We start from the raw sequence: 26,294 nt of genomic DNA, 5'->3' as shown, positions 1-26,294 counted from the left end.
GAAGAAGCGCCCCGGGTTGAACGAGTCGTAGGCCGCGAGGTTGTTCGCGAACCCCTGACCGCCCTCGACCAGCACGCGCTGCCCGCTGTAGCCGAATCCACCGCCGATACCCACGGCGACGAGGATGCCGACCAGGGCGGAGTGGAAGACGAGGTTGCCGGTCTCGCGGAGATAACCGCGCTCAGCGGACACGCTCGACCAGCGGCCGCGCGGGTCGTTGTACCGCTCGATGCGGTAGCCGGCGCGGCGCAGCATCGCGTGGGCGCCCTCGATCGCCTCCTCCGCAGTGGCGCCCTCAACTTCGCGGCACGAAGATTCGTGCAGGCGACCGCGAGGAACGACAGGCGCTCGATGTCGCGTCTGCGTGTACCGGTCACCGATCCCGATACGGGACGCGCGCCAGCACTGTGATACCTCGCGCCACGGTGACCGAACGACGTCGGAACCGACGAGGATCCGAGGCGTGAAGAACAGCAGTGACGGTGAGCACTACCTCCTCCTCAGGACAGCCCTCTGGGCAGACGGCACCGACGTCGTTGGAATCTATGGCAGCGAGCAGCGCGCTCGGGAAGCAGCAGGTTCCTCTACGGGACCCGATCGGTGGACGCTCGAGGAGTGGAGAGGAGACGTGCGCCGCAGCAGTCTCCAGCTCCAGGCCGCTACGCGCTCACGCTGACGCAATGGAGTTGCACGGCTACAGTCACGAAGGAGGGTCGCGATGCGGCGACCGCTGGGGAGGTCGCTGTGGGCGAATCGAATGATGGCCGCTTCAAGAAGCTGCCCGATCGGATCGAGCCGGCTCAGCAGACCGTGAGCGTCCCGGCCAGCGAAGACGACTCCACGACGCCACCGCAACCGCCGGCCGGCGTTCCTGACCTCGTGATCGCGACTCGCGTGGCGGACACCGCCACGATGACCGGCCTTCTCCGCCGTACGGCGGGGCGCGTTGCACTGACGGTCGTCGTCGTCGCGGCCGGCCTCGTCACCGTCCTCGCCGCGCTCAACCTGCGCTTGTAACCAGACCGATCAGCCGTGAGCGAGGACGGCGCGTCCGACAGCGGCGCCTCTCGACTCGCCCACCGAACATTCCGGGGATCCCATGCTCAGAGCACTTTCGTCCACTTCCATGTTCTGGATCGGTGTCGCCGGGATTCTCCTGGGCATCGTCTTCGGCACGATCGTGCCGTTCTGGATCGCCCCCTACCAAGCCAACGGATCACCCACCGTCGAACAGATCATCAGCACCATCCCGGTCCTCACACGAATCGCGGAGGGCATCGGCTACTCGTTCGTCGCAGGAGCCTTCGTCGTTCGCCACTTCGAGAAGCGCGAACTCGTCGACGCTCGACGGTCCGTGCACTTCGTCGGCCGAGCAGCCCGGAAAGACGAGCAGTAGCCCCTCCGAGCAGTCCGCTGAAAGCGTCCCGCGGATCGATCCCCTTACAGGACACTCTCGGTCGCGAGTCGGTAGCTCCTCGTGGTGAGAGCCGCGTCACGCCTACTGTTCTCCCGTGGGAGAACTCAAGGTAACGAGCTCGGCGGCGGTCGAGGCCGCTTCACGTCGCGCCGAGGGGTGGATACGCCGTGGTTGAACGCCTGGACAGTTGGGACCCGAGCAGACTCTCGCCGGACCGGCAGACACCACCCCGCCAACGACGGTTGGTGAGACTGTCGATCGCGCTGGGAGCTCTAGCCGTCGTGGCGGCCGCGGTTCTGTGGGTGGGTGATCTGCTGTTCGGAGTGCATGGCCCTTCCCACTACGTCAGCATCACCAACGACACCGGAGCCTCACTCACCTGGTCCTGCTCCTGGTCCGATCTTCACCTCGCCGCCGGGGAGACAGGTCAGCTGCGAATCCTCGACCAGCCCGACCAGGACTACGGCTGCGTCCCACAAGCAGCGACCCCCTTCGTAGCGGCGGCGCACAACAACGACATCTGCCCGTCACTGACCTCTATGACCGAGGGAAGGCAGTTCACGGCAACCGACTTCGCGAAGACCTACCGCTGCCCGTAGCTGGATACGCGACCGGTGAACGATCCCCCTACGGGACGAACTAGCTTGCCCCGCAGGAGCCGACATGAGCGGCGGGCCGTCAGTGCGTGCTCTACGCCTCACGCACGGTCAGGAACCATGCCGTGTCGCGATCGGCGCCAGTTGTAGCCGCGCCGACGAGGTCGATTGGGTCGGTGCCGAGGGAGGCTGGGTCGATGTCGAGCGGACCGTCGCCGCAGTCCACGGTTTGGACAGTGGTCTTGCCTGTCGTGACCGTGCCGGTCTTGGAGTCGGAGTCGAGATGCAGTTCGACCGTGCCATCCCCGAAGCATTCGAAGGTGATGGCGCCGGGCAGTACCGGTTGGTCGAAGGCAGATTCCAGCCGATCCCCTTCCTGCCCTGCGCTCGAATCGGACGACAGCACAGCGAGGAAAGGACCTCCCGCGTCGATGTCAGCCTGACGATCCGAGCGCCACTGGGTGAGCTGCGCGCGATCAACGGGCCCTGGCGCGCACGCGGTCATGGTGCCCACGACAGCCAGCAAGAGTGTGAGTGCAACAGAACGACGACTCATCTGCCCACCCTAGGTCCGGCCGGATTAGGTCGAGCGAGTCTCGTCGTCCGGTCTGGCGGAGAGTGTCGCGCCAGGCGACTCAACGTGCATCGAGGACGGCTCCAATCCGATCGAAGGATCTATCGCGGATCCGTTGCCACTCTTCCGCCTCACTCGCGGTTCCCCACCTCCGAACGAGCAGTTCGATGGTGACGTGGAGGGCATCGAGGGGGTAGCGCGTTACCTGTGCGACCCACTCGTAGGTCTGCGCAAGTCCGGCGGTCGTCGGAGTCGTGGACACGCCTCGAGCCATCAAGTGCAGCGACTCGCCGTGAGCAATGCCGGAGAGACGTGAGTAAGCCACGGCCCCGTCGATTCCTGTCGCATCCAAGACTTCCGATGCGAGCGTGGTGAAGCTCGGAGTCCTGCTGAGGAACTGGCGCAACGTCGGCATCTCCGTTGCAGCTACTCCCTCAGTGGTCTCTGCGAGTTGCGAGTGGAGAGTGGCATCGAACAGCGCCCGACCGTCCTCACCGGCGCTGTTCGGAGACATGATGCCTCGGCTGTAGAGCCCCTGTCCCTCTTTCGCCAGAAGGAGCGCAGCTCGATGCCGGCACTGAAGCGACGTGTCACTCGAAAGCATCCACCAGGCTCGCCCCAACGCTTCGACCGCTCCACGAGCGATCGTTCCGAGGGAGGTGGTCAACGGATCATCCTGTTGGAGCGCATATCCCAGCGCGCGGAGGTGATCGAGGCCGCTGGCCACAGAGATCGACATCTGGCTCACCGCCGCGGTGTAGGAGCCGTCGATGTAGAGTCCGGCCCCGAAGCCCGACGCTGGCGGGTTCTGCCAGGCGTTCATCGCGATCGTCTCCGCGCTGCGTGCCATCGCAAGGATGGCGCTACCGACCTGCGTCGCTGAATACACGTCGATAGGGCCACTGGGCCGGATGGCTGGCATCACGCACTACCTAAGCAACTGGACGGCGACGCCGGCGGCGACGTCCTCGCCCTCGATGGTGGCGAATCCGGTGACTGTGCCGATCGCGTCGACGCCGAGTGAGGAGTCCGGGACCCGGGCGACGAGCGAGGCGCCACGGTCCGTGACGTGCGTGGCGTCGTAGTTGGCTTGGGTGGCGCTCTCGAACTCGAAGACGAACGCCTTCGTCTCCTGCTCTGAGAGGCGGACGCCGAAGTGCTTCGCCGTGGCGCCATCAGCGCCGGTGAGCTCGATGGCGTAGGTCAACCATCCCACCGACTGTGGCAGTTCGAGCGGGTCGCCCAGAGTGAAGGTCGCGGTGATCCCGGAGGGGTCGGTGGCGACGTGAACGGCCAGCAACTCGCGGGGCGTCGGGGTGCTCATGCGCTCACCCTAGAACCGCCTCGGCTCCGTGGACACGTCCAGGGTCCGGTGGGAGGGTAAGCCCATGCCGAAGCCCAAGACGAAGCTCGCGCGTGCTGCGCTGATCAGCAACGGGTTGGTGTGGTTCGGGCTGTCGTTCATGCTCTTCGCGATTGCCGGCGAGCAGACGTACGCGGCGTTCACCGGTGAGTGGTTCAACGTGCTCGGGTGGGTGCTGATCGTCGCCGTGGCCGCCGGCCTGGCGGTGGTCGGGGTGATCGAGAACCGGAACATCCGGGCGGGGAAGAAGTACAAGCCGCGGCCCCGCCGCTGATCGCTACTCGGCTGCAGCCTCGGCGGACACGACGGCGCGGGCGCGCTCGATGTAGCTGAGGCCGGCGGCGCGTTGCGCGTCGACCGTCATCTTGCGCTCCTCCCTGGGGGCTCCGATGACGGGCAGGGGCGTGGTGCGCAGGGCGACGTCGCGAAGGTCGTGCGCGAGGTCTTCGTCGTAGATCCCGGTGTCTCGGTCAGCGAGGTCCACGACCTTGATGCCGGTCGTGAGACCTCGGGTGGTGAGGGTGTCGCGGACGACGGTGAGGTAGGCGTCCTGGTACGCGGCGACGTCGCGGTCCCAGACCTCGGTGATGGCGCGGGAGAGCCGTTCCGTCGCGCGGTAGAGGTCGTACCGGGGGTCGCCTGCGTCCTTGGCGCGGTTGAGGACCGCGTGGTGGATCTCTCCGAGCTGCTCGTACTGCTCGGTGCTCAGGGAGCCGGCGGTGGACATTTCGGCGGCGAACGCTGCGATCCGGGCTGTCTCTTCGGCGGTGGTGTGTTCTTGCGTCATCGCCGCCGTGTCGACGTCGGTGCTGGCGAAGAGGTCGATCTGGTCTTGGTCAGCGAGGGCGAGGAGCCCGAAGTCCTCCAGGTCGGATTCTGCTGAGACGACGACGCTGACGGGAGTGGTGCGCCATTTGAGCGTCCGGTGGCCGCGAGCGTCTTGCTGGGCGAAGTGCTGCTCGAGCATCGCGGGGAAGCAGCCGCAGTCCTCGTGCTCGTCGTGGTGGTGGCCGATGCAGCGGTCGTCGGCGCAGCCGCATTCGTCGCCGGCCCACTCCGCGATGGAGGGCGAGCCGTACTCGCGCGCCCATTCGTCAGGGTCGATTTCCTGGGCGCGGAGGGTGCTGATCACGTCGGGGTAAAGCTTCATCGTTGGGGTCCTGTCTGATGAGGCGCGACGACCGGCGGTCGCGACGGGTGCGAGCGCGTCCATCGTCGCATCCGGTCACGACTCTGGCCGTGCTGCCGTTGCGCGGGTCTGGGGGGGGGTCGAGGGGGCTCTCCCCCTCGTGCGGGCCGGCCCGTTTCGGGTCGGCCCGCACACGCGCTCAGAGCGCGAGCGTGTGGAGAATCAGGGTCGTGGAGCCGATGGGCTTTGGGAAGTCGGTGTAGTCGAGGGTCGCGCGGCGGTTGCTGATGAGGTCGAGGGCGATCAGTTCCTCCTCGGACTCGTCCGTCATGTCGCCGGGCTCCTCGTCCCATTCGCGGAGGATCTGCCGGTCGGCGTCGAGGACTTTCCACAGTCCCCAGACGTGGGCGATGGGGCCGGTCGTCTCGTACTTGAAGACGAGGGCGGTCGCGGTGGGCCAGCCGTAGGCGGCCGCGGCGACGATCAGCGCTCGCGCTGCGGCGGCGGTCGCGGCGGCGTCCCCGGACGCGGCCGCGGCGTCGACGGCGACCTCGGCTGCTCGCAGCGTCGGGTCCTCCTGGTACGGGTCGAAGCGGTGGGCGGGGCGGGGTGCGGTGGTCGTGGTGGTCATGGTCGGGCCTTCCTGTGCAGCAGTGGGAGAAGAGGAGGGGCGGGGACCGGCGCGAGCCGGTCCCCGCCGGGTGGGCTAGCTGAGCCCTGCGGTGTCGGCGGGGGTGCTGTCGCCGGTGACGACCTGCTCGACCGGGGAGAGCACGTATCCCCAGGCCGCGAGCTGGCGGAAGTGCTCGGCCGTGCGCTCGTCGCCGCGGCGCCAGGACTCCTTGCTCGTGTGCGCCTCCTGGCCTCCGAGCACGACGGCCAGCGCGACCAGGCGGGCCTTCGCGGGGTTCGCTTCGACCAGCGCTGCGAGGGCGTCGGCGCGGTAGCCGGAGGGGCGCTCGATGCGCAGCAGCGCGTGCGGGAGGTCGCTGCCGTCGCTCATCCCATAGGACATCGCGAACCGGTGCGTGGTGAGGCCGAGAGCGATGACGCGATCCACGTCCTTCGGGAGGGTCTTGCGGGCGAGGAACGTCGCGATCCACTCGCGGCGCACCTTCTCGGCCGCGTTCCACGCCTCGTTGTTAGCGATGAGGACTTTCCGCTCCGCGGACTTCTCGGCGCGCTCCTCCTCGGCTTCCTCCTCGGTCTGCGGCCGCTCAGAGGCTGCGTAGGCGTCGGTATATCTTGCGGCGGTGGGGTCCTGGGGGAGGAGGGTGACCTCGACCTCGCCGCGCCAGCTGGTGTCGATGAGCACCCCGCGGCCGGAAGCGACGGCGACCTGCTTGGGGGTGACGCTCTTCCCGTCCTCGCCGCGCAGCTGCCGGATGGGCGTCCACGTCGCCTGGTCGCTGTAGGCGTCGGAGCGGGTGAGGATCTGGAAGCCGTTGCCGGTGTATTCGTCGACCGTCGCCGGGAAGAGCGTCTGGTGCGCGGCCTCGTCGCGGAGGTCTGCGGGGTGTGCTCGAACAGGGCAGGGTCGTGGGCGGCGATCTCGATGAGGGTCGCGCGCGCGTCGTTCTCGAACTTCAACAGCACTGCGGCCTGGTCCAGGGTCAGCTCGTGCTCGTGCAGAACGGACGTGACGGTCGCTGGCTCCGCGACCACCGGCCCCTTTTTCACCGAGTCGGTCCTGGCGCCGATGCGCTTGGCGATCGACGGATCAGACATGCCCTCGAACGCAAGCCGCACACCCGGACGGTGTGGTCCGTGACCGAAAGTACGGCGCGCTGGTCCTTCTCCACGATCTGCCGCACTATCCGGTCGACCGCGGTTCCGTCGCCCCCTCGAAGGCGTAGACCGGGGTGACGGCGACTCTGACCTGGCGGGCGGCAAAGGTGCTTCGCCGTCCGGCGCAAACGACGACGTGCGCAACGGGGCACTTGTCCAGCCAAATCGTCGACATGGGGGTGGCAGAAAGGACTCTGCGATTAGGCGTAGAGACGCAGGTCGCTTTCGTGTAATGGCTCCTCTTTGAGCGCGTCGATGAGCGCTTGAAGCGCGTTCAACGCGACAGCCTCCGCTTCAATGAAGTCATCAGAATTTGCGGCCTTGTGCGCGGCTCGTAAGACCGCATGGTGTCTCGCATGAATTTCATTCTCGCCAAAAACGGCTTCTAGTAGATCGGCAAAGTCTGCGTAATAGCGGTAAAGCGTGCCAATGCCGACGCCAGCGCGAGCAGCCACTTGGGCAGTCGTCGCCCTTTCTCGGCCGACCTCGACGACGACCTGCCGCGCCGAGGCGACGATTGCGGCCCGAGTCCGGTGGGCGCGATCTTGACGTGGTTCTACCGGCGTTCTGCGATTAAGGGAGACTGTCATGCTGACCATTTTCCCGTCGGTTCTACCGAACCTGATACATACTCATGTGAGAAATCGAGCATCTTCCGCAGAACCGGACGGACCCGGCGGGCGTCTCCGACGATGAAGACGCCGACCCTCGGGCACGCGCACGCCGGCCCCGATTCCCTTGACGACAGCCATGGCCGTCCTTGCCGCGAAAGACGACGGTGAACGTCCGGCCTCAACCAGCGACCAGCCGCGCGACGAGGAACCGGCCCGACTCGGACTCCAAGCGGCTTCGAGGGTAGTGGGAGCTGTGCCCACTCCGGTGGCCTTTAGCGCACGATGCCAGCTGGTAGTGCGGCCGACCTCGCGGCGCGACGGCGGGTGCGGACGTGGTGCGCGGTCCGATGGCCCAGCTCGAGGAGGTGCTCGCTGAGCGCCTGGGCCGCCCGCAGCTCGTCGAGGACCGCCTGCGGCAGCCGCCCGCGCGCACCCGGGAGCGAGACGACGGCAATGTGCTCCGGGATAAGTGAGAGCACCACCACGCCGATCGCGTAGAACTTGAGGGCAACGATCCCATCAGGTCCCTGGTCGAGCACGAGCGACAGCGCCCGCTCGACGTGCTCCGGATCAGCGGACTCGACAAGGGTGAGCATGGTCGTTTAGCCGCGCGCGCCTCTCCTCGATGCCCCTGGTCGCCCCGGCCTGCCCGTACTGGAAGACGCTGCCCGCGACGACGGCGAGACCACGTGGGAGCACCGCGACTAGGTCGCAGGCGACGGCACGGAATTGGTAGCTCAGCGTGGCGATCGCGGTGGAGCCCGCGGTCAAGCGCAACTGAATGGGCCTAGTGCTCAGTACACGCCCGCGAAGACGAAGGGGTCTCCCTCCGCGTTCGCAACAAGTGACGATTCGACGTCAGCAAGAATGTCAGGGCAGTTATCGCGTACCGAGTAGTACATCGCCGCACCCGCGATCAAGAACGCTTGGTCACGAGGAACAAAGTCAAGCGAATAGCTACTTATGGTCGTGCCTTGAAGGAGGCCGGCATAGTAGGGCGGGGGTGATTCTTCGAAAACCGCGCAGAAGCTGGCCCCGTCCTTGTCTGCGAGTATCTTTGCGTAGCCGTCAATAAGAACGTCGCTCCACGGCGTCGGTTCGGACGTAGGCACAGCGGGAGGTGGGACGGGTGAGAGTGACGGCTTCGACGTGTTTGCTGTTCTCGTTGGGGTCGGTGTAACGCTTTCAATTACACCTGGGGTGGCCCCCGAATTGGCTTCATCAGCCGACGCTGTGCAACCCGTCAACGCCGCTAGCGAGATCGTCATAAGGACTATGGGAATCAAGAGTCGGGCGCGCACGGCCTCAACATAACAGTGTCTCGCGAGAAACGGACGATCAACTGCGATGTAGTGCAAAGAAACGACGCCGGAGAGCGCATCTCGGTACGAGTGGCTTGAAGCACCCCGACCAGACGATCGGAGAACCGATGAGCGCAACGCTCGACGACACCGTCCTGCTGTCGCCGCTCATCGTTCCGCCCGAAGCCGAGATGAAGAAGGCCTTGCTGCTGAGCGAGCGGTTCTCGACGATCGCTCCGCGCGGGTTCCCACCCACCGAGGCCATGGCCGAGATGAGGGAGCGAGGCTGGTGGATTCCCGCCCATCTCGACGACCTCGACGACCTCACGCGAGAACGCGCCGTCCGCGAGTGCATCGACGCCGCTGAGCGGTACACCTTCACGACCGACGACTGGCAGCAGTCCGACAGGCTGTTCGCCCGCAAGCTCCCCTATGAACTGGAGCACTGGCTCGTCGAGAACGACTACCTCAGGCCGGCTTCTCGCGACGGATCCCAGTTCCGAGCGACCAGACAGAACCTGGTCCCCGCACTCCTCGCGATCTGCGGCCGGCGCCTCTGCCAGGCGAAGGGCTGGCAGTACGGCGTAGCCACGACCGCGACGGCCCGACAGGCGCTGTTCTCCATCGACGAGGCCACCGATGAGCGGGCTCTTGCCCTCACGCTCTACGACATCCCGGAGCCGCATCCGGATGCCACCTTCGAAGACATCGTGGCCTTCCGGCAGAGCAAAGAAAAGCTCCTCGCCCGCTACCTCGACGGCCTCCGAGACGTGCGGCTCGCTGTCGCGGAGGCGGAGGACGGCCGGGAGCTCGAGGACGCGCTCCTCACCTACAAGGCGCGCGTCACGGAGCTGCATCGAGCATCCGGGCCTCTGAAGGGCGAGGGCGGCGGGCGACTCGATCCGATGACTCTGCTGATCCCGATGACCGAGGCCGGCGTCGCGGTCGGAGACTGGTTGACCTCAGGGCCGAGCTTCGCTCCGATCGTCCTGGCGGTGCGAGCCGTCGCCTCGGTCGTCACTCTGCGTCGGCACGACGCGACGTCCTACCTCTCAGCCGCGGTGGCGAAGAACCTGATCGAGGCGCCGGAGAGCCGGGCGGTGACGGTCGGCCTGCGGGACTGACCGCACCACAGCGGCTCACATCACGACGCCGCCGGTCCAGGGTCGACCAAGGTTCTGTCACCGCCGATTCCGCACCGTCTTCACCATGCCCGATCCCACCCCCGACGCCCCCAAGGTCACCGCCGAAGACCTCTGCACCGAGCTGCAGCTGGGGAGTTCGGCTGGCTCCGCCTCACCGTCAGCCCCCGGGCGAGCACACTCGCCTCCCCTACCTGACTTCTCGGATGCCGCCCGGGAGGGGCAGGCCCCCACCGCTCACTCAGCGAGCGACTTCCACAGCGAGGCGTTGGTCTCCGTCATCGCCCAGCCGTCGCCGGGCCAGAAGATCGGCCAGCGGGTGTCGCCGCCCATGCGGTTCTTCATCCACACCGTTGCCCGGCCGAACGCGCGCTGCATGGTCAGCGGCTCGACGCCGGTCACCTTCGCCACGTCCTCGAGGGCGACCGCCGACGGCGACGCTGCGGCGAGGATGTCGAGGACCTGGCAGAAGAGCTTGATGGACTTCGCTTCGCCGGACCGGAGGACCTCGAACTCCTCGAGGGTCCACTCTCGCGAGTCTTCGATCGTCTCGTCATCGTTGCCCAAGACTCTTGCGGCTCCCGGGTTGCTCACGCTCGCAGCGCTGGAGTTCTGCCCTGCGATGAAACGCATCACGGGAATAACCAACTCTTCGGGCACGGGCACGTTCACGTAGGCGGTCATTGTTCTTTCCTTTTCTCTGAGACGAAGTCGAACAAGAAGACCGTAACACGTCTTGCATGAGTCTTGCAAGAGCCGCTGTGCTGAGCGTGTGCGCCAGCGCTCGACCCCGTGCGCATGAGGCGAGCAAGAAGATCGCCGCCGCCGCGCTTCTGGAATGGGAGCCTCGGGCCGATGCCGTAGCCGAAAAGTCCGGCTCCTCCCGCCTGTGCACGTCGCCACGCTGACGAGCAGGGCGCATCGATCGCCTCTGCGCAGAGGCTCACGATCTCCTACGGGAGTCCCCTCCGCCCCATTCGGTACCGTCTCCCCCATGTCCGACCCCACTCCCGACGCCCCCGAGGTCGCCGCCGAGCACCTCCGCGCGGAGCTGCAGCTGCGGCGCTTCGGGCGGCTCCGCCTCACCATCGACATGGCGCTGGGCAGCGGGTTCCTCGCGCCCTACGACCTCGTCGTCGTCCGCCTCGACACCGGCGCGGAGATCATCCGCGTGAAGGCCGATCTCACCGATCCCCACTACCTCCTCGGGCAGGTCGAGCTCGACCTCGAGACGAAGACGGTCGCCGAGTTCCTCGAGGAGTGGCGTCCCGCCTGACCGGGTCGGCACAGCCGCGATCCCGGTGACGGGACGTCGCTGAGGCGACCGGACCAGGACCGCGGAGATCCGCACCCCCTCGCCTCACAGACCCGCAGGGACCCTGTCCCGCTCCTCGCCGGCGGCCACCACCGGCACCCACGCGCCGCGCGCCGGCCGCCCCGCCCACCACACGTACACCCCGGCGGCGACCACGGCGCCTCCGGCCGCGACCGCCCACCACGGGAACCCGGCGACGTCGGGCGACTCCCCCGCCGCGTCCACGTCCGACTGCGGCGTCGGGATCACTCGTTCGCCCGTGACGAGGATGCGGTGGGTGTTGATCCCGAGCGGGGTGCAGGTGACGAGGGTCAGGAGGTCCTGGCCGGGCTGCACGAGGAAGTTCTGCGTGTCCTCCGGCTCGACGACAAGCGTCTCGCGCACGCGGTAGGTGACCACCTCGCCGTAGACCTCGATGGTGAAGGTGTCGCCCACGTCGACGCGGTCGAGGTGGGTGAAGAGCTCGGCCGAGGCGAGGCCGCGGTGGCCGGTGAGCACCGAGTGGGTGGAGGGGCCGCCGACCGGCAGGGCGGTGCCCTCGAGGTGGCCGACGCCCCGCTCGAGGACGGCGTCGCTCGTGCCGTGGAAGATCGGCAGGTCCACGTCGATGGCGGGGATCCGGATCCGGGCCATCAGCCCCTCGGCGTCGCCGCGCAGGAGGGAGGAGTAGCGCTCGCGGTCGGCGACCTGCTCGTCGTCGGCGAGGGGGAGGCGCTCGTTCGCGGCGACGGCCGCGCCGCCTCCGCTGAGGCTCTGGTTGTAGGCGCGGGCCTCGACGAGGTTCTGCCGGAGGGTCTCGGCGCCGAGGTCGGTGATGTCCTGCGTGAGGGAGTCGATCTCGCGCGCCTGCTCGACGGCGCTGAGCCAGCTGGCGGCGACGGGGTACAGCAGCAGCGCCACTCCCGAGAGGCTGAGGAGCGCGATGACCAGCGGGGCGATCGGCAGCCGCCACCGCGGCCGGCGGTGGATCCGCCTCCGCGGAGGAAAAGGGCTGGAGACAGAGGAATGCGGGGCACCCGACGGGTGCCCCGCATTCGACTTCGTCATGGTGTGACGTTACTCCGCGGTCTGAGCAGCCAGCGCGGTGCGGCGGCGCGAGGCGATCAGGCCCGAACCGATCGCGAGGGCGAGGAGCGCGCCTCCACCGAGGGTGAACCACTGCGCGCCGCCACCGGTGAGGGGCAGGGCGAACGCCGGCACCTGGGTGTGGAGGAACTCGACGTAGTTCTGGATCGGCGCGGTGGCCGAGCTCGGTCCGGCGACGACCTGCGTCAGCACCTGGGCCGGGGTGGGCAGACGGAATCCGGCGGGCGGGGTCAGCTCGCGGACGTAGTAGTTGCCCGGCGTGATGATCGGGATCTCGACGATGCCGTTCGCTCCGGTCGTCCAGTTCTGGTTGCCGTTGATGAACACCGGGTTCTGGCCGAGGTTGGCGTCGTTCTCGGTGAGGAACACCTGGTAGACGGCACCCGCGAGCGGCACGCGGTTGGCGCCGTTGTTCTGGTAGGCGTACACGGTCAGCTGACCGATCGGGGTGCTGCCGGTGACCGTCTCCGTGGCCCCGTTCACGACGCTCGTCGCCGAGTTGGTGATGATGCCGTTGGCCGGGATGGCGGTGGCGCGGGTGAGCACCGTGAGGGTGACGACGCCGCCCTGAAGACCCTGGAGCTTCGTGAGGCCGGCCTGCAAGAAGTTCAGCGTGACGTTCCGGGTCGCGGCGTCGTAGCCGAGCGTGTAGTCGGTGTTCGCGATGAACGCCGGTGCGGGCGCGGTGCCCGCGGCGCTGGTCACCGTGATGCCGGTGGGCGCGACGCCGGCCGGGCCGGTCGGCAGGTAGGTCAGCTCGGCGGGGAGCGTGTCGGTGAGGGTGAACGTGTCCAGCGTGTCACCGGCGGCGAGCACCGGGACGTCCGAGGCGATGGCCCAGCGGATGAGGTCGGGGTTGCGCGCCTCGACCGAGTTCGCCGCCGCGGGGACGCGCGTCTTGGTGAGCTCCGTGACCGCGTTCTTGGGGTAGACGTGGACGTCGTAGATCCACTGGTTCGCCGGCGCACCGGTCGGGCCCGTCGGGAACGGCAGGGTGACGAGGAACGGCGCCGCGCCGTTGGTCGCTCCGGCGGGGAGCTGGGTCTCGGTCACGAGGTAGAGGCCGAGCGGCATGCTCGCGCCGTTGTTGAACACGGCCTCGCCGTCCGTGCCGCTGGTGGCGGTGAAGGTGTCGGCGGCCGTGACGCGGGTCGCGGCGGTGCCCGGGGTCAGGTTCGCGACCTGGTTCCAGCCGTCGGGCGTGGTGAGGTCGACGCCCTGGACGCGCGCGGCGGTGAACACGGCGCCGGGCAGCGCGTCTCCGGGGACCGTGATCTCCTGGCCGGTGCCGATCGCCTGGCCGTTGTTGGAGCCCAGCGCGAGCTTGTGCACGGTGAGGGTGCGGCTGATGGTCGGGTCGATGTTGCCGGGCAGCGTGACCGCTGACGCCGGCGCGACGGCGGTGAACACCGCCGCAGCGCTCAGCGCGAGGACGCCGGCTGCGGCGGCGAGCCGCCTGGTGAGTGTGCGGGACATGTGATCTCTCCTACTGAGGTCGTGAGTGCTGGTGTCGTGGAGTCGAAGGTGTGCGGGAAGGGGTCTGCGGGAGAGCACCGGGGCTCTCGGTCGGGGCGTCACCGGGAGGGGCCTCGCAGCCTCCGGCGCCGCTCCCAGAGGAGGAGGCCGAGTGCGAGAGTGAGCACCGACCCCCCGCCCAGGAGGAACGCGTCGGTGCTGGCGCCACCGGTCAGCGGCAGGCGTGTGGGGTCCACGGGGGCGTTGACGAAGCGGTAGACCGCCGTCTGACCGGCCGTGGGGGCCGTGATCGTCCGCGAGGCGACCGGGGACCACGTCGTCCCGGTCAGGCGCTCGAGACGCAGTTCCTGGTAGGCGAGGCGGCGGGTCGGATCCGTCGCCGCCTCGGACAGCGTGTAGCCGTGACCCGGTCGCACCTCGAAGGTGCTCGCCGGGTTGCCCGCGGCGACGTACTCCGCGCCGGCCCGGGTCTCCGTCGGGAGCGTCGCTCCGGCCAGTGCGGCGGGCGTCGCGGTGACGCGCCAGTCGGCGGCCTGGAAGCCGGTCTGGGGGCGCAGGACCTGCTTGACCAGGGTGATCGTCGCGCTGGCGTTGTCCACGGTGCAGGTGACGGCGGCGCCGTTCGTCGGGGTCACGTCTCCGGCCGCGCTCACGGTGAGGGCGGCGCCGGTGTCGGTGCGGCACTGCCAGGGTCCGGTCTGCACGGAGGTGGCGGGGCCCCCGGTCTCGGCGAGCCGGTAGGCGGCACCCGGGGTGACGGGGATCGCCGACACGCCAGCGGAGCCCGCGCGGCCGGTCGGGCCGGGCAGGGCGCCGGTCGGGCCGGTGGCGCTGAGCGTGAAGTCGCTGGGCAGCGCACTGCCGGAGCTCACCGTCTTCACGAGCGTGAGCGAGGCCGTGGGCCGGTTCACGATCGAGCACTCGACGACCGCCGCGGAGGCGATGCCGGTGAGGCTCGCGCTGATGACGGTCCCCGACTGCGAGAACGTGGTCGCCCGGGCGGTGCCGTTGACCGTGCAGGCGCCGCTGACGAACGCGAAGCCCGTCTGCTGCACCTCCGAGACGGTGAGCGTCGCCCGCGACGCCTCCGTGCCGAACAGGACGGTCCAGGCGGCCTGGCCCGCGGCGTCCGTCTGCTGGCGGGGCGACTGCTCCGGCAGCAGGGCGACGGTGCCCGCGGTGGCCGTCGCCGTCGTGCCCACGGTCCAGTCCGCGCCGGGGCGGGTCGTGCCGGAGGCGTCCCGGATCGTCTTGGTGATGCGCACCGTCGAGGCGGGGCGCGGGGAGTTGAAGAAGGTGCAGGTGACGTTGACGCCGAGCCGGTTCGGGAGGGTGACCGTCCCGGTCGGGTTCGAGCCCGTGCTCACCCGCACGCCGTCCGCGTAGCACTCGTAGATGCTCGTGTAGGCGGTGATCGGGGAGGCGGAGCCCGCGGCCATCGCCTCCGAGACCGTCACCGTGCTGTTGATCGGAGTGGGGAAGGGGCCGATCTGCGCGGTCTGGCGGCCGGTGGTGGCGCCGGTGGTGGTGGCCGTGGCGAACGGCGACGCCGGGGAGCCGGCGGCGGCCGTGAGCTGGAACTGGTCCGCCGCGGCCAGGTGGCCCACCACGCTCTTCTGCACGGTGATCGTGGCCGGCGAGGAGCAGCCGGAGAGGTCGACGGCGTTGACGCTCACGCGCGGCGTGCCGCTGACGCGGGTCCAGGTGGTGGCGTCGAACTCGTAGGCGCTGCCGGGGATGGCGGGGACACCGTTCGCGGCGGCGACGTCGCCGTTGGCGAGGTAGACGGTTCCGCGCGGCGAGAAGGCGATGCCGTTGATGTTGGCGAAGGCGGCGTCGGTCCCCGTCACGGCCTTCGCGATCGAGGTGTTCACCGGGAGGGTGCCGCCGGTCGCCGCGGCAAGGGCGTCGGCCGGCACGGTGAAGATCGCGGCGCTGCTGGCGTTGTTGACCGAGCCCGCGCCGACGACGTAGAGGTTGCCGCGAGCGTCGAACGCCATGTCGCCGTTGCCGTTGGGGGTTCCGGAGGTGGGAAAGGAGCCGACGAGGGCGAACCGGGTGGCGACGGGGTTCGCCTCCGTGAAGCTCCAGATGTAGAACTGGCCGCTCGCGAAGCTGCCGAACAGGTACCGGCCCGTCCGGAGGTCGACCGCGCCGGCGACGATGCTGCCGGTCACCTGCGCTCCGCCGGCCACGGTCGTGTACGCGCTGTTCGCGATCCTCTGGAAGCCGGCCTCCGGCGTCCACTTGAGGACGGCGTCGACGTCCGTCGCGTCGGACGAGCGGTCCAGCGCGTAGGCGAAGGCACCGTTCGCGCCGACGCCGAGCGCGTTGGCCTCGGCGGTCCCCGACCAGCTGCCGATCGAGGTCAGGGATCCCGTGACGATGTCGGCCTGCTGCAGGGCGCCGGCCGCCGTGAGGGAGTAGAAGCGGCCGGTGTCGCAGACCAGGCGCGGCGTCTGCACCGTGTTCGTGAAGGTGCAGAGCACCTCCGCTCCCGCCTCGCTGGGGATCGTGATCGACCCGGCGGCGGAGGCTCCGGAGGCGATGACCGTGCCGCCGCGCGAGCACTCGTAGCTGTTGGAGTACCCCAGGCCCGCGCCCGCGGTCTGCGCCTCGGCGATCGTGTACGTCGCTCCGGACTGCACGGTGAGGCGGCTGATCTGCGCGGCCTGGATCCCGGTGGCGGTGCCCGTGGTGGTCGCCGACGCGAGGACGGTCGTGCCGCTGCGCACCGAGAGCGTGAACTGGTCGCCCGTGGCGCTGCGCACGGGCAGGTTCTTCCGGACGGTGAGGGTCGTCGCGGCCTGGACCGTCACCGACGTGGGGGCGGAGGCGATGAGGCCGGTGGGAGTCGTGGTCCCGGTGCTGTACGTCCCGGCTGCGGCGGCCACCACGTCCACGGAGACCGTGCAGGAGGTCGCGCCCGCGGCGAGGTCGCCGCCGACCGTCGAGACGGAGGAGGACCCGGCGGCCGCGGTCACGGCGAACGCCGTTCCGGTGACGTCGGTGCAGGACCCGCCGACGGCCGGCGTCGGCGCCACGACGAGGCCGGCCGGGAGAGCGGTCGAGAAGCGCCAGTCGGCCTTCGCGAGGAGGTCGCTGGTGTTGGTGACCGTGTAGGTCAGCGTGGTCGGCACCGTCGCGGTCGGCACCGCCTGCGTGAAGGCCGCGTCGAGCGCGGGGGTGACGTCGAGCACGCGGAGGTCGTCGACGGCGAAGGCGCTTCCCGTGCCGGTGACCGTGTTCACGAGCTGCACCTGGGCCGCGGCGATCTGCGCCGGAGTGAGGAGCGCGGTGCTCGTGCCGGTGTAGGCGGCGGCGCGGGCGGAGGCGGGGAGCGCGGGATCGACGAGCGCGCCGAGGCCGCCGACCAGCGGGAGGGTCGGGGACGTGTAGAACACGCTGCCGGTCGCGGTGCAGGGCACGACCGGTGCGGCGAATCCGGTGAGGACGGTGGACCCGCCCGAGATCAGGTTGAGGGAGAGGGACGCGTTGTTCGTCCCGCACTGCCCGCCGGCGGCGTTCATGCCGACGGCGTAGTAGCGGGCGGCGGGAGCGGAGACGCCGATCCCCGCGGCGCTCTGGGCGACGGTCGTGCCGCCGGTGATGGTGGCGTACGGGTACTCGACCAGGGCGTGGTTCGCCTGCGTGCCGGTGTTCGAGCCGTTGGCCGGTGCGGTGCTGGAGGCGGACCCCGGCACTCCGGCCGCCACCTGACCGAGGACGTCCGCCATGCGGCGGGTCTCGCGTGCGGCCGACGATCCCGTGCCGACGGTGAGGAGGGGCCGGGTCGGGCAGAAGGCGGCGTTGGGGTAGGGCGCCGTGTAGTTGACCAGGACGCCGGTGCAATTCGTGGCGGTCGACCAGCCGGTGGCGGCCGTGTAGCGGCCGTTCGCGTAGGCGGTGAGCGCGCTCGGGGTGGCGGTCAAGCCCTGCTCGAAGGTCTCGGTCCACACCTGTCGCGGGGCCTCGGCGACGCCGGCGGCGAGCGTGGAGAAGCCTCCCGCTGCTCGCGCCGTCGCGGGCGGGCCGCGGTCCGACTCCTGATCGTCGTCCGCAGCCGCCGGAGGAGCGGGCGCCGATCCGGCGGGCGCCGGCTCGACGGGCTGCTCCGTCCCTGCGGCGCCGCGGGGTGCTGCGGGATCGGGCTCGTCCTGAGCGGGCTCCTCCGCCGTCGCACTCGGCGACTCCGCGGCCTCGGCGGGTGCGGGAGAATCGGAGGTCGACGGGGCAGACGCGGAGGGGGCGGGTGCCGGATCGGCCTCGGGGGCTGCCGGCGGTGTCGGTGCGACGGGCGTCGGGAGAGGAGCGGGGGCGTCGCCGGCGACCGGATCCGCCTGGTTCGCGGCCTGCGCGGGAGACGAGGCGGAGACGTCGCCGAGCCCCCACGAGCCGACGAGGAGAGCGCCGATCGTCGCGAAGACGACGGCTCGCATTCCGAGGCGCGACGGCGCTCGGTGCCGTGAGTGGCGGCGCCGCCGGGTCGTGAAAGCCATGGTTCTGCTTCTCAGTCGTGTTGTCGATCGTGGAGATGAGCGAAACGTCGACACGACGAACGACACGGATGTCGCAGCGAGTGCGGAGGCCCCAGACTCCGGAGGGGAGCACGCCTTCCCCGCGGGCTTCCGAAGATGAACGTATAGGTCGGCCTCCCTCTCGCCATAGAGAAGTGAGCCCCCCTTGTCGGGGCCATAACCGATGAGAAAAGGACCGGGGTGAAGCCGAATATGGCGCCTTTTGACGGGTCCTCGCGAAGGAGTTCTAAGAAGTGAGCGCGCGCGACCGGCTCGGCTGACTTCTCCTGTCAGGTCCCGTGCAACGCTCGGGCCCCACCCGGCCACGTACTCGGTACACGCCCGACCGACGAAGGATGGCCCCGATGACGCGACGCACACTCGACGACCTGCTCTCCCGCAGCGACCCCGCGACCGACGACCGGGCGCCCGGCGTCCGCACCGCCCTCCGCGCCGTGATCGCCGAGACCCGCGAGCGCGCGCCCCGCCGGCCCGCGCGGTCGAGGGCGTGGTGGCTGGCGGCGCCCGTCCTCCTCGTCCCGGGTCTCGTGCTGGCGACCAGCGCCGGCACCGACGTCCGCTCGGTCCCCGACTTCACGATCCCGATTACCTACACCACCGACTCGGGCGCAGCGGTGTCGTGCTCGATCGACTACTTCAACGGCGAGATCGACTACCGCGAGGTCACCACCTCCGCGACCGACTACCTGCGCGCGCAGGACTGGAGCGGCATCGGCCAGCGGATCCACGACGACGCGGTCGCCTACACGACCGACCCCGCCTGGCTGGCCTCGGACATGAACAGCGACGGCCCCGGCCTCTCGGAGGAGACGATCCGCTGGCGCGCCTGGATCACCGCGGCGGACGACCACATCCTCGACACGATCCCCGAGGGCGTGATCGTCGAGGGCGACGGCGGCCTGGGCGGCAGCACCGACTGCACGGGAGAGCTGTGATGAGCGCCGGCGAGGCGGCGCCTGCGATGGCGCGCAGCGCCGTCCGCTCCCCCGCGCGCGACCGGGAGGCCGAGATCACGGCCCTGGTCGAGCGGGAGGCGCCGGACCTGCTCCGCTACTTCGCGCGGCGGACGGCGAGCCCCGAGGACGCCGCGGACCTCCTCAGCGACACCCTCCTGATCCTGTGGCGGAAGGAGCGGTCGATCCCCGAGGACGAGACGCGCGCGCGGATGTGGGCGTTCGGCGTCGCCCGGCGGGTGCTCTCGGGCCAGCGCCGCACCGCGACCCGGAGGAGCGCGCTGGTCGAGCGGCTGGCGGAGGAGCTCCGCATCACCCCACCCGCACCCGCCGACGACGCGGCCGAGGACGTCCGCGCCGCGATCGAGCAGCTGAAGCCCGTCGACCAGGAGATCATCACCCTCGTCTACTGGGACGGCTTCTCCCTCGCCGAGGCGGCCGAGATCCTGTCCCTCCGCGCCGCGACCGTGCGGAGCCGGCACGCGCGGGCGCGGGCGACGCTGCGGGACGCGCTGGGGGCGGCGATGTGAGGAGGGGTGCGGGGCGGGCGTGCCGGCAGCACCATCCGGAACACGTGGGGCCAGGCCGGCACAACGCCCCCGCAACGAACGACGTCCGGCCCCGCCCCACAGGCACCTAGTCGAGGAAGTACGCGTTCACCTTCTCGTCGGTGTCCAGGATCTCCTCCGAGGGCACGCCGACTCGGGCCGCGAGATCGATCGCCCCGAGAAGTGCGACCTCGATGTCGGGAGAGAACGCCCGGTCGAGGATGTCGATGAAGTGCAGCATGCTCGTCTCGAGCTTCGCCAGGAGATCGGCGTAGTCGGCGGCCAGCTGTTGATCGAGTGAGCGCTGGTCCTCGAGATATCCGGCGATGAGCGCTTCTTCCCGGGCGGAGAGCGAGGACGACGCGACGCTGAACATGACGGAGCCGACGGTGTTGCCGATGACGGCGCCGAGGACGGGGACCGGGATGAGCACCTGCCCGACGACCGAGGACAGCGCGCTGATGCCGGCCTGGAGGCAGAGGATCTCGGAGTTCTCGATGAACTCGATCTCGGAGATGTCGCCCGCTCGCAGCCTGCTCGCCTGGCCCGCGATCCCCAGCGCGGCGGTCGTGACCGTGTTTGCCGTGGCGGCCGACGTCGCAGTGAGATTGGTGAGTGAGTAGATCGTGAGACCGCGGACACCGCCCTTCACCGCGCCGAGACCGGAGACGTTCGCGATGTCCTTCCAGTCGTCGGTCGAGAACTCCTTGAGCTTCGTGCCTTCGCGGCGCTTGTCGAGGACCGCGGAGACGAACGCGGTCCCACCTTCGATCCCGGCGGCGACGACGGTGGCCTGAGCGCCCTGGCGCACCGTCGCCCGGTTCTCCCGAACGGCAGCCGCGCGGGCGGCCTCGTCGGTCGCCGTGATCCTTCTCTCCTCCGCCGCGAACGTGTCGGTGTACGCACCGAGCTGCACGTCCCGGTACTCCAGCCGGGAGGGCTCGAGTGCCGCGATGTCGATCGTCTCACTCGAGAAGAACGCCTTCACCCGGTTCCAGTCGCGGAGGGACGGGCCGTCCCCGCTGCGGGAGAGGACCTTCGCCGCATCCTCGGCGGACATCGCATGCAGCTTCTGGATGACCTCGAAGTGGTCGCTCGGGATCTGGTACCTGCCGCCGTTCCTCACGAAGTCCGGGTACCTCTCGAGGTGCTCCGTGATCGCGCCGAGGCCGAACCGCCCGCCGGCGGCGGAGAACTTCTGCTGGATCAGCAGGCCGTTCCGCATCAGATCGACGGGGCCGTTGTCGTTCACCCAGGCGTTGCCGCCGGTCTCCCCGAGCACAGCGGCACGGGCGTTGCCGATACCGACCTCGGCGACCTCGGCGATGAATCCGTGCGCGCCCTTCACTCCACCGCGGTTCGACGAGACCACGTCGCCTATGTGCAGGAGGGCCGTATCCAGATGGTCGAGAGCCGTCGAGAGGTTCTGGTCCTGCCTGCTCAGGGCGCCCATGAGGCGATCGACGCGCACCTGGTTCAGGTAGCCCACCCAGGCGGCGACGGCCTGCTCGTGAGTGCTTCTGGCGACGTCGGCGAGATCAGGCATCGTCGGCGGCCTGCTCCACACGGGCGCTCAGCAGTGCCGCACTCGCTTTCGCGACGTTCACGAGCGCGCCGAGCTGCGATTGCTGGGCGGGAGCCAGGGTCGCGAAGTCCGCCCCGAAGAGCGGCAGCGCCTCGCCGTAGACCTTCAGAAGCAGCTCTCGGGTAGAGGCGGTGCGCTGGAGGAGGTCGTCGATCTGCGCGTCCATCGCCTGCACCTGCGCGATGTTCCGCATCACGGCGGTGAGCATCTCGTGCTTCGTCTCGCGGTTCTCGAACTTCTTCTTCGTGAACAGGACGACCGAGGTGAGGACGGCGGCGCCTGCGAGGCTCCAGCCGACCGGGCCGGCCAGCGCGAGCAGCGCTCCTCCCGCGACGGTCCCTCCGCCACCGGCAGCGATGGCCCCGCCGCCGAGCCATGCCAGGGCGGCCTGGCTCGCAGCGGCACCGGACAGGGTCGAGATCGCGGTCCCGGTCGACGCGGTGCCGAACGTGGTGGCGACCCACATGGCGGCGGTCGGCGCGACGCTCGCGATCGCCGCGCCGGCGGTGACACCGGCGCCCGCTCCCGCCGCGGACTTCCGTGCAGCGACGAGATCCGCGCGGGCGATCTCCTCGGCGTCCAGGAACCGGGCTCTGTCGAGCTCGATCTGCTCGAAGTCCCTGCTGAAGGACTTGGGCGTGTTGGCGATGCTGTTCACCACGAGCTCGACGAGAGCGATCAGGTCGGTGGAGCGCTCGCGTTGCCGGAGGAGGGAGAGCCCGTCGTCGCTCATCGCCGTGAAGGCGCGGTTGTATTCGGCCGTGACCTCCTCGTACGACTGGAGGCTCCGCGGGCCGAACTTCTCGGCGGCTGCTTCGCGGAGATCGCCGGCCTGCTCCATCACCTGCGTCGTAGCGCTCCGCGCACGCTTGCTCAGATCGCCGGCAGCTCGTGCGACTCTCTCCTTCGCCGTGGCCAACTCCGGTCGCTCGACCATCACCCGCACCTGTTCCCCGTAGACGCCTTTTCCCGGCTCGACACTATCCAGCCGCGTATCGAGAAGTGGTCGGGAATACCGCTGCCGACGCTTCTCGGACACTCCTGCCGGATGAGTTGCTCCCGCCACTGCTCCTCCGGGTCGCGGCCCTCCGCACCCCTCCACCCGGCACCCCCGCCTGAGTAGCATCCCCCGAATGAGCAGGCTCGTCGTCTCCGTCCTCACCTCGCTCGACGGCCGCTTCGAGGGGCCCGGGCACGACCTCTCGGCGCTGCCGTTCGAGGACGCGTTCAACGACCACAACCTCGAGCTGCTGCGCCGCGCGGGCACGCTCGTCTACGGCGGCCGCTGGTTCCGCGACAACTGGGACAGCTGGAGCGCCGTCGCCGCGGACGGGACGGCGGGCGAGCGGGAGCACGAGACCGCGCGGCTGGTCACGTCGCTCGACGCGCTGGTGATCAGCGACTCCCTGGCTCCCGATCCGGAGGCGCCGTGGGCCGCCACCACCCGGATCGTGCCGCGGAAGCAGGGTCCGGCCGAGATCGGACGGCTCAAGCAGGGTGACGGGGGCGACCTGCTGATGTTCGGCAGCGGCACCACCTGGAATCCGCTCCTCGAGCAGGGCCTGGTGGACGGGCTGATCGTCCTCGTCGGCGCAGGCCTCGCGGGCGGCGGGACGCCGCTCTACTCCGGGGCGCCGCAGCACGGCCTGCGCCTCCTCGACGCGACGGTTCTGCCGGGCTCGGAGCTGGTGCGGCTCCGCTACGACGCGAGCGGGGCCGGCGGGCGGCCGCACAACCTCCGCTGAGACAGGGCGGCCTCCCTCAGGAGCCCGCGGCCCCTCCTCTCAGCCGACGTCGTGCGCGCCCGAGGCCGGGGCAGCTGCCGCGAGCGAGCCCCCAGCGGACTCCTCCGGCCGGCGGAGTGCCCGAGCGCACAGCCGGACCCCCAGAAGCGCAGTCGCCGCGCCTCCCGCCAGCATCCCGGCCCCCACCACCGTCCACGTCGTCAGGCTGGAGCTCGGCGCGCCGAGCAGACCGTAGAAGAGCCCGACCCCGCTGCCGACCAGAGCGGCCGCGACCAGCGGGATCGCCAACGCCGATCCCTTCTCCGACCGCGTCCACGCCGAGCTGCAGAGAACGGCGACGGCGCCGATCAGCCAGCCGACGCCGGGGATCAGCAGCCAGCCGAAGGCGAAGACCAGGGAGGCCACGACCGCGAACCACCGACGGTGGAGGACCGTCCGCTCGTCACCGCGATGGACTCCGGCCTCGACTCCGCTCGTCATGCATCGGAGCCTACGGAGACGGCCCGGACCGCGGCACGAAGTGGCGCGGGATCGGCCGGACGGCGCCACACCCGCCTCCGCTCGGTCCTGAGGAGCCGGTCCTGCCGAGCCGGTCCTCGAGCGCTGGCACCCGGCCCACCTGAACGCCCCGCCCTCCGCTCACCCCGCGACGGTCAGCGACACCTCGACCGCCACGTCCTCCGGCCCCTCCCCCAGCACCGTCTGCCGCACCTCGACCCCGTCGAGCCGCAGGCCGCTGTCTCCGGCGGCGTCGAAGAGCGCGACGATCGCCGGATGCAGGGTCCCCTCGGGCAGTTCCTCCCCGTCGCGGGGGCGCCAGGTGGCGACCAACTCGGTGCGCGCCGGGAGGATCGCGGCGAGATCGGCGAGGTCGCCCTCCGCCTCCGCCGACGTCGGCCAGCAGCAGACGAGCTCCGCCGAACCCGGCTCGCCCGCCCGGAGCGCCGTCCAGAAACGTCCCGTCGGCCCGAGCCCTGCCGCGTGCACTCGGGTGGCGAGCGCGCCGAAGATCTCGTTCGCCTCGTCGTCGCCCGGCCCGTCGGCCTCGTCCAGGGCGATCGTGAGGACCTGGCCGACGTACGGCTGCGCCGACATCGTCCGCTCGGCGACCTCGACCGGCACGGCGAGCGCCCGCAGCGTCACCTCGGCGGCCTCGAACGCCCGGTCCTCCTGCTCCCGCTCCGCGAGCACGCGCTCCCTGTGCGCCAGCAGCGCCTCCGCCGCGGTGCCGGCTCGAGTCGCCGCCGCGACCTCGGGCAGCGGCACCCCCGCGCTCCGGAGGGCGCTGATCACGACTCCGGCCCGGACCTGGGCGTCGGCGTACCGGCGGTACGACGACCGCTCGTCGACCTCCGCCGGGACCAGCACGCCCTTCTCGTCGTAGTGCCGGAGCGCCTTCACGCTCAGACCCGTGATGCCTGCGTACTCCCCGATGCCCAACATGCCTCCAGCATCCCGTCTCCCCCGGCGGGAGGGTCAACGGGCGGGAGGGTCAACGGGCGGGGGTGCCGACGCGGGACGGACAGCAGCGGAGCGGGCAGCAGCGGAGCGACCGGAGCCGGGCGGGCGGCAACGTGTCCGGCGCCGGCGGAGCCGACACGGCCTCACGCCGACGCTTCAGCTCTCGCGCTTCAGCCCGCCCGCCTCACCGCGAGCTCACCAGCCCTCGGGCCCCGCGCTCCCCGCCTCGTACTCGTCCAGCGGAGCGTCGCCCGCGGCCCAGGCGGAGAGCACCGGAGTGATGATGCGCCAGCACTGCTCGGCCACGTCGCCCGGGACCGAGAGCAGGGTGTCGCCCTGCAGGATCCCGGCGAGGACCTGCGCGTAGGGGTCGAGCGTGGCCGCGCCGGGTTGCGCCGTCAGGGTGGTGCGCTCGAGATCGGTCAGCTCGTCGGCGCTGTTCACGACCAGGTCGAGGCTGACGTCGCCGCCCTTGAGGCCGATCCGGAGGACCGTCCCGGCGTCGCCCTCGGCCGCCTGCAGGCCGCGCGGGGGCGTGGCGGCGCGGAAGTGGATCGCCACCTCTCGGCGCGGGTCGCCGATCGCCTTGCCGGAGCGGAGGACGAAGGGGACGCCCGCCCAGCGCGGGGTGTCGACCTGGAGCAGCAGCTGCGCGAGGGTCTCGGTGCCGGTCTCGGGGTCGACGTCGGGCTCGTCGACGTAGGAGGGGAAGAAGCGGCCGTCGACGCGGCCCTCGGTGTAGCGGGCGCGGCGGGCGGAGGAGGGGTCGTCGCGCCAGAGCCGCACGGCGCCGAGCACCTCGGCCATGCGCGCGTGGACCTCGTCGGGCGCGACCTCGTCGGGGCGCTCCATCGTGGTCAGCGCGAGCACCATCAGGAGGTGGCTCTGCAGCATGTCGCGCAGCGCGCCGGTCTTCTCGTAGAAGGCCGCGCGGCCCTCGATGCCGAGCGTCTCGTCGTAGACGATCTCGACCTTCTCGATCCACTCGGCGCTCCAGCTCGCCTCGAGCAGGCTGTTGCCGAAGCGCAGGCCCAGCATCCCCAGCACGGTCGCGTTGCCGAGGAAGTGGTCGATGCGCCAGAGGCGGCTCTCGGGGAGGACCTTCGCGAACGCCGCGTTGAGGGCGATCGCGTCGTCGAGGTCCTCGCCGAACGGCTTCTCGATGGCGACGACCAGCTCCTCGGGGAGGTCGAGCTCGGCGAGCGAGGCGGCGACCTTGTGCCCCATCGCCGGCGGCAGGGCGACGTAGAGCACCGGGGTCGACGGGCAGGCGTCGAGGAGGGCCTTCAGCTGCTCCGGGTCGGAGGCGTCGGTGGCGACGAAGCGCGCCCGTGACGCGAGCGCCTCGACCGTGTGCGCGGCGACTCCGGCCGCCTCGAGGCTGCGGCGGACGAGGCCCTGCCACTCCTCGTCGGTCTGGGGCGTGCGCGCCGCCCCGATCAGCGTGAGCTCGAGGTCGCGCGCGAGCTCGGCCACCCGGCCCAGGCCCGGCAGCAGCAGCCGCTCGGTGAGGTCGCCGCCCGCTCCGAGGATCGCGATGCTCCGCCGCTCGCTCCCCAGTGCCGCGGCCTCGGGGATTCCGATCTGCTCCGTCATGGTGTCTCCCTCGTAGCCGTCGTGAGTCAGCGGCCACAGTACGCGCCGGGCCCTGGCGCGAGGCCGG

At 70.3% G+C, this 26,294-nt stretch carries 27 protein-coding genes and 1 pseudogene; 9 read left to right on the top strand and 19 right to left on the bottom strand.

All coding sequences use genetic code 11. The features are described from left to right. Positions 1-357, bottom strand: a pseudogene (locus C5D66_RS07080) (cytochrome c biogenesis protein ResB); the annotation flags it as partial. A 387-nt stretch (positions 358-744) separates the two neighbouring features. Between C5D66_RS07080 and C5D66_RS07075 the strand changes: the two are divergent. The 3 genes from C5D66_RS07075 (at position 745) to C5D66_RS07065 (ending at position 2,016) form a co-directional block, all read left to right on the top strand. Next, complete coding sequence (locus C5D66_RS07075) at positions 745-1,017, top strand: hypothetical protein (protein WP_104224258.1); 273 nt, start codon at positions 745-747, stop codon at positions 1,015-1,017. A 109-nt stretch (positions 1,018-1,126) separates the two neighbouring features. After that, positions 1,127-1,396: a hypothetical protein gene (locus C5D66_RS07070; protein WP_104224259.1), complete on the top strand. Its 270-nt coding sequence runs from the start codon at positions 1,127-1,129 to the stop codon at positions 1,394-1,396. Between the two features lie 344 nt (positions 1,397-1,740). After that, entirely contained in the window at positions 1,741-2,016 is a 276-nt protein-coding gene (locus C5D66_RS07065) for a hypothetical protein (protein ID WP_146078503.1), read from the top strand. 91 nt (positions 2,017-2,107) lie between these two features. Here C5D66_RS07065 and C5D66_RS07060 read toward each other — a convergent pair whose 3' ends face one another. The 3 genes from C5D66_RS07060 to C5D66_RS07050 form a co-directional block, all read right to left on the bottom strand. Then, complete coding sequence (locus C5D66_RS07060; protein WP_146079379.1) at positions 2,108-2,527, bottom strand: hypothetical protein; 420 nt, start codon at positions 2,525-2,527, stop codon at positions 2,108-2,110. Positions 2,528-2,648: 121 nt separating this feature from the next. Further along, positions 2,649-3,410, bottom strand: a complete 762-nt coding sequence (locus tag C5D66_RS07055) for a hypothetical protein (RefSeq protein ID WP_104346939.1) — start codon at positions 3,408-3,410, stop codon at positions 2,649-2,651. A gap of 105 nt (positions 3,411-3,515) precedes the next feature. Then, positions 3,516-3,911, bottom strand: coding sequence for a hypothetical protein (locus C5D66_RS07050; protein ID WP_104248326.1), 396 nt, complete (start codon positions 3,909-3,911; stop codon positions 3,516-3,518). A 64-nt stretch (positions 3,912-3,975) separates the two neighbouring features. Between C5D66_RS07050 and C5D66_RS07045 the strand changes: the two genes are divergently transcribed. Beyond that, on the top strand, positions 3,976-4,224 hold the full coding sequence (locus tag C5D66_RS07045) for a hypothetical protein (RefSeq protein ID WP_104326836.1): 249 nt from the start codon (positions 3,976-3,978) through the stop codon (positions 4,222-4,224). A gap of 3 nt (positions 4,225-4,227) precedes the next feature. Here C5D66_RS07045 and C5D66_RS17115 read toward each other — a convergent pair whose 3' ends face one another. The 6 genes from C5D66_RS17115 to C5D66_RS16755 all read right to left on the bottom strand — a co-directional run bounded on the left by C5D66_RS17115 (position 4,228) and on the right by C5D66_RS16755 (position 8,593). Then, positions 4,228-5,100, bottom strand: a complete 873-nt coding sequence (locus tag C5D66_RS17115; RefSeq protein ID WP_181125762.1) for a hypothetical protein — start codon at positions 5,098-5,100, stop codon at positions 4,228-4,230. 178 nt (positions 5,101-5,278) lie between these two features. Continuing rightward, positions 5,279-5,710 (bottom strand): hypothetical protein, encoded by a 432-nt coding sequence (locus C5D66_RS07030; RefSeq protein WP_104326833.1) that lies wholly within the window; start codon positions 5,708-5,710, stop codon positions 5,279-5,281. Between the two features lie 75 nt (positions 5,711-5,785). Continuing rightward, complete coding sequence (locus C5D66_RS07025) at positions 5,786-6,394, bottom strand: hypothetical protein (protein ID WP_104326832.1); 609 nt, start codon at positions 6,392-6,394, stop codon at positions 5,786-5,788. A gap of 673 nt (positions 6,395-7,067) precedes the next feature. Continuing rightward, positions 7,068-7,457, bottom strand: a complete 390-nt coding sequence (locus tag C5D66_RS07020) for a TetR/AcrR family transcriptional regulator (protein WP_181067895.1) — start codon at positions 7,455-7,457, stop codon at positions 7,068-7,070. 296 nt (positions 7,458-7,753) lie between these two features. Continuing rightward, positions 7,754-8,077 carry a hypothetical protein gene (locus C5D66_RS07015; protein ID WP_104326830.1) on the bottom strand — a complete coding sequence of 108 codons (324 nt, stop codon included), beginning with the start codon at positions 8,075-8,077 and terminating at the stop codon, positions 7,754-7,756. A 198-nt stretch (positions 8,078-8,275) separates the two neighbouring features. After that, complete coding sequence (locus C5D66_RS16755; protein ID WP_146084781.1) at positions 8,276-8,593, bottom strand: hypothetical protein; 318 nt, start codon at positions 8,591-8,593, stop codon at positions 8,276-8,278. Positions 8,594-8,877: 284 nt separating this feature from the next. On the opposite strand from C5D66_RS16755, the gene C5D66_RS07010 reads away from it, so the two are divergent. Beyond that, positions 8,878-9,906 carry a hypothetical protein gene (locus tag C5D66_RS07010; RefSeq protein ID WP_146084780.1) on the top strand — a complete coding sequence of 343 codons (1,029 nt, stop codon included), beginning with the start codon at positions 8,878-8,880 and terminating at the stop codon, positions 9,904-9,906. Between the two features lie 255 nt (positions 9,907-10,161). Here C5D66_RS07010 and C5D66_RS07005 read toward each other — a convergent pair whose 3' ends face one another. Continuing rightward, positions 10,162-10,608, bottom strand: a complete 447-nt coding sequence (locus C5D66_RS07005; protein ID WP_146079450.1) for a hypothetical protein — start codon at positions 10,606-10,608, stop codon at positions 10,162-10,164. Positions 10,609-10,918: 310 nt separating this feature from the next. On the opposite strand from C5D66_RS07005, the gene C5D66_RS07000 reads away from it, so the two are divergent. Further along, complete coding sequence (locus tag C5D66_RS07000; protein WP_104326828.1) at positions 10,919-11,200, top strand: hypothetical protein; 282 nt, start codon at positions 10,919-10,921, stop codon at positions 11,198-11,200. Between the two features lie 84 nt (positions 11,201-11,284). Here the strand turns inward: C5D66_RS07000 and C5D66_RS06995 are convergent, their stop codons facing one another. From C5D66_RS06995 to C5D66_RS06985, 3 genes are all read right to left on the bottom strand, one after another. After that, positions 11,285-12,286 carry a class C sortase gene (locus tag C5D66_RS06995; protein ID WP_219815198.1) on the bottom strand — a complete coding sequence of 334 codons (1,002 nt, stop codon included), beginning with the start codon at positions 12,284-12,286 and terminating at the stop codon, positions 11,285-11,287. 9 nt (positions 12,287-12,295) lie between these two features. Then, positions 12,296-13,801, bottom strand: a complete 1,506-nt coding sequence (locus C5D66_RS06990; protein ID WP_104326827.1) for a SpaH/EbpB family LPXTG-anchored major pilin — start codon at positions 13,799-13,801, stop codon at positions 12,296-12,298. A 98-nt stretch (positions 13,802-13,899) separates the two neighbouring features. Beyond that, positions 13,900-18,300, bottom strand: a complete 4,401-nt coding sequence (locus tag C5D66_RS06985; protein WP_146084779.1) for an LPXTG cell wall anchor domain-containing protein — start codon at positions 18,298-18,300, stop codon at positions 13,900-13,902. 383 nt (positions 18,301-18,683) lie between these two features. On the opposite strand from C5D66_RS06985, the gene C5D66_RS06980 reads away from it, so the two are divergent. Both C5D66_RS06980 and C5D66_RS06975 read left to right on the top strand, forming a co-directional pair. Further along, on the top strand, positions 18,684-19,274 hold the full coding sequence (locus tag C5D66_RS06980) for a hypothetical protein (RefSeq protein ID WP_104326825.1): 591 nt from the start codon (positions 18,684-18,686) through the stop codon (positions 19,272-19,274). After that, positions 19,274-19,822, top strand: a complete 549-nt coding sequence (locus C5D66_RS06975) for an RNA polymerase sigma factor (RefSeq protein WP_219814508.1) — start codon at positions 19,274-19,276, stop codon at positions 19,820-19,822. The genes C5D66_RS06980 and C5D66_RS06975 overlap by 1 nt, the downstream gene beginning before the upstream one ends. 106 nt (positions 19,823-19,928) lie before the next feature. On the opposite strand, the gene C5D66_RS06970 is transcribed toward C5D66_RS06975, so the two are convergent. Together C5D66_RS06970 and C5D66_RS06965 are read right to left on the bottom strand one after the other, a co-directional pair. Next, a complete protein-coding gene (locus tag C5D66_RS06970; RefSeq protein ID WP_104274563.1) occupies positions 19,929-21,386 on the bottom strand; it encodes a hypothetical protein in 1,458 nt (485 codons plus the stop codon). Beyond that, entirely contained in the window at positions 21,379-22,266 is an 888-nt protein-coding gene (locus C5D66_RS06965) for a hypothetical protein (protein WP_219814289.1), read from the bottom strand. Before C5D66_RS06965 ends, C5D66_RS06970 begins: the two co-directional genes overlap by 8 nt. A gap of 292 nt (positions 22,267-22,558) precedes the next feature. Between C5D66_RS06965 and C5D66_RS06960 the strand changes: the two genes are divergently transcribed. After that, on the top strand, positions 22,559-23,170 hold the full coding sequence (locus C5D66_RS06960; RefSeq protein ID WP_104274558.1) for a dihydrofolate reductase family protein: 612 nt from the start codon (positions 22,559-22,561) through the stop codon (positions 23,168-23,170). 39 nt (positions 23,171-23,209) lie between these two features. Here the strand turns inward: C5D66_RS06960 and C5D66_RS06955 are convergent, their stop codons facing one another. From C5D66_RS06955 to C5D66_RS06945, 3 genes are all read right to left on the bottom strand, one after another. Then, the gene (locus C5D66_RS06955; RefSeq protein WP_104274559.1) at positions 23,210-23,650 is read right to left on the bottom strand and encodes a hypothetical protein; all 441 of its coding nucleotides are present in this window, start codon (positions 23,648-23,650) and stop codon (positions 23,210-23,212) included. Between the two features lie 159 nt (positions 23,651-23,809). Next, on the bottom strand, positions 23,810-24,613 hold the full coding sequence (locus C5D66_RS06950) for a MerR family transcriptional regulator (protein ID WP_104326824.1): 804 nt from the start codon (positions 24,611-24,613) through the stop codon (positions 23,810-23,812). A 213-nt stretch (positions 24,614-24,826) separates the two neighbouring features. After that, complete coding sequence (locus tag C5D66_RS06945; RefSeq protein ID WP_104274625.1) at positions 24,827-26,227, bottom strand: glucose-6-phosphate dehydrogenase; 1,401 nt, start codon at positions 26,225-26,227, stop codon at positions 24,827-24,829. Between the last annotated feature and the right edge of the window lie 67 nt (positions 26,228-26,294).

It is taken from the genome of Rathayibacter sp. AY1B4 (assembly GCF_002932815.1).
Taxonomy (GTDB): Bacteria; Actinomycetota; Actinomycetes; order Actinomycetales; family Microbacteriaceae; genus Rathayibacter.
This window is presented reverse-complemented; position numbering and strand designations above follow the sequence as displayed.

Bases quoted from the DNA above. Each gene is read 5' to 3' on its own strand.
- C5D66_RS07030 (WP_104326833.1), bottom strand. From the start codon at position 5,710: ATGACCACCACGACCACCGCACCCCGCCCCGCCCACCGCTTCGACCCG.
- C5D66_RS06965 (WP_219814289.1), bottom strand. From the start codon at position 22,266: ATGGAGCAGGCCGGCGATCTCCGCGAAGCAGCCGCCGAGAAGTTCGGC.
- C5D66_RS06985 (WP_146084779.1), bottom strand. From the start codon at position 18,300: ATGGCTTTCACGACCCGGCGGCGCCGCCACTCACGGCACCGAGCGCCG.
- C5D66_RS07045 (WP_104326836.1), top strand. From the start codon at position 3,976: ATGCCGAAGCCCAAGACGAAGCTCGCGCGTGCTGCGCTGATCAGCAAC.
- C5D66_RS17115 (WP_181125762.1), bottom strand. From the start codon at position 5,100: ATGAAGCTTTACCCCGACGTGATCAGCACCCTCCGCGCCCAGGAAATC.
- C5D66_RS06950 (WP_104326824.1), bottom strand. From the start codon at position 24,613: ATGTTGGGCATCGGGGAGTACGCAGGCATCACGGGTCTGAGCGTGAAG.
- C5D66_RS06995 (WP_219815198.1), bottom strand. From the start codon at position 12,286: ATGACGAAGTCGAATGCGGGGCACCCGTCGGGTGCCCCGCATTCCTCT.
- C5D66_RS07020 (WP_181067895.1), bottom strand. From the start codon at position 7,457: ATGACAGTCTCCCTTAATCGCAGAACGCCGGTAGAACCACGTCAAGAT.
- C5D66_RS06960 (WP_104274558.1), top strand. From the start codon at position 22,559: ATGAGCAGGCTCGTCGTCTCCGTCCTCACCTCGCTCGACGGCCGCTTC.
- C5D66_RS06970 (WP_104274563.1), bottom strand. From the start codon at position 21,386: ATGCCTGATCTCGCCGACGTCGCCAGAAGCACTCACGAGCAGGCCGTC.
- C5D66_RS07070 (WP_104224259.1), top strand. From the start codon at position 1,127: ATGTTCTGGATCGGTGTCGCCGGGATTCTCCTGGGCATCGTCTTCGGC.
- C5D66_RS07015 (WP_104326830.1), bottom strand. From the start codon at position 8,077: ATGCTCACCCTTGTCGAGTCCGCTGATCCGGAGCACGTCGAGCGGGCG.
- C5D66_RS07000 (WP_104326828.1), top strand. From the start codon at position 10,919: ATGTCCGACCCCACTCCCGACGCCCCCGAGGTCGCCGCCGAGCACCTC.
- C5D66_RS06955 (WP_104274559.1), bottom strand. From the start codon at position 23,650: ATGACGAGCGGAGTCGAGGCCGGAGTCCATCGCGGTGACGAGCGGACG.
- C5D66_RS07050 (WP_104248326.1), bottom strand. From the start codon at position 3,911: ATGAGCACCCCGACGCCCCGCGAGTTGCTGGCCGTTCACGTCGCCACC.
- C5D66_RS06945 (WP_104274625.1), bottom strand. From the start codon at position 26,227: ATGACGGAGCAGATCGGAATCCCCGAGGCCGCGGCACTGGGGAGCGAG.
- C5D66_RS06980 (WP_104326825.1), top strand. From the start codon at position 18,684: ATGACGCGACGCACACTCGACGACCTGCTCTCCCGCAGCGACCCCGCG.
- C5D66_RS06975 (WP_219814508.1), top strand. From the start codon at position 19,274: ATGAGCGCCGGCGAGGCGGCGCCTGCGATGGCGCGCAGCGCCGTCCGC.
- C5D66_RS07055 (WP_104346939.1), bottom strand. From the start codon at position 3,410: ATGAACGCCTGGCAGAACCCGCCAGCGTCGGGCTTCGGGGCCGGACTC.
- C5D66_RS07005 (WP_146079450.1), bottom strand. From the start codon at position 10,608: ATGACCGCCTACGTGAACGTGCCCGTGCCCGAAGAGTTGGTTATTCCC.
- C5D66_RS06990 (WP_104326827.1), bottom strand. From the start codon at position 13,801: ATGTCCCGCACACTCACCAGGCGGCTCGCCGCCGCAGCCGGCGTCCTC.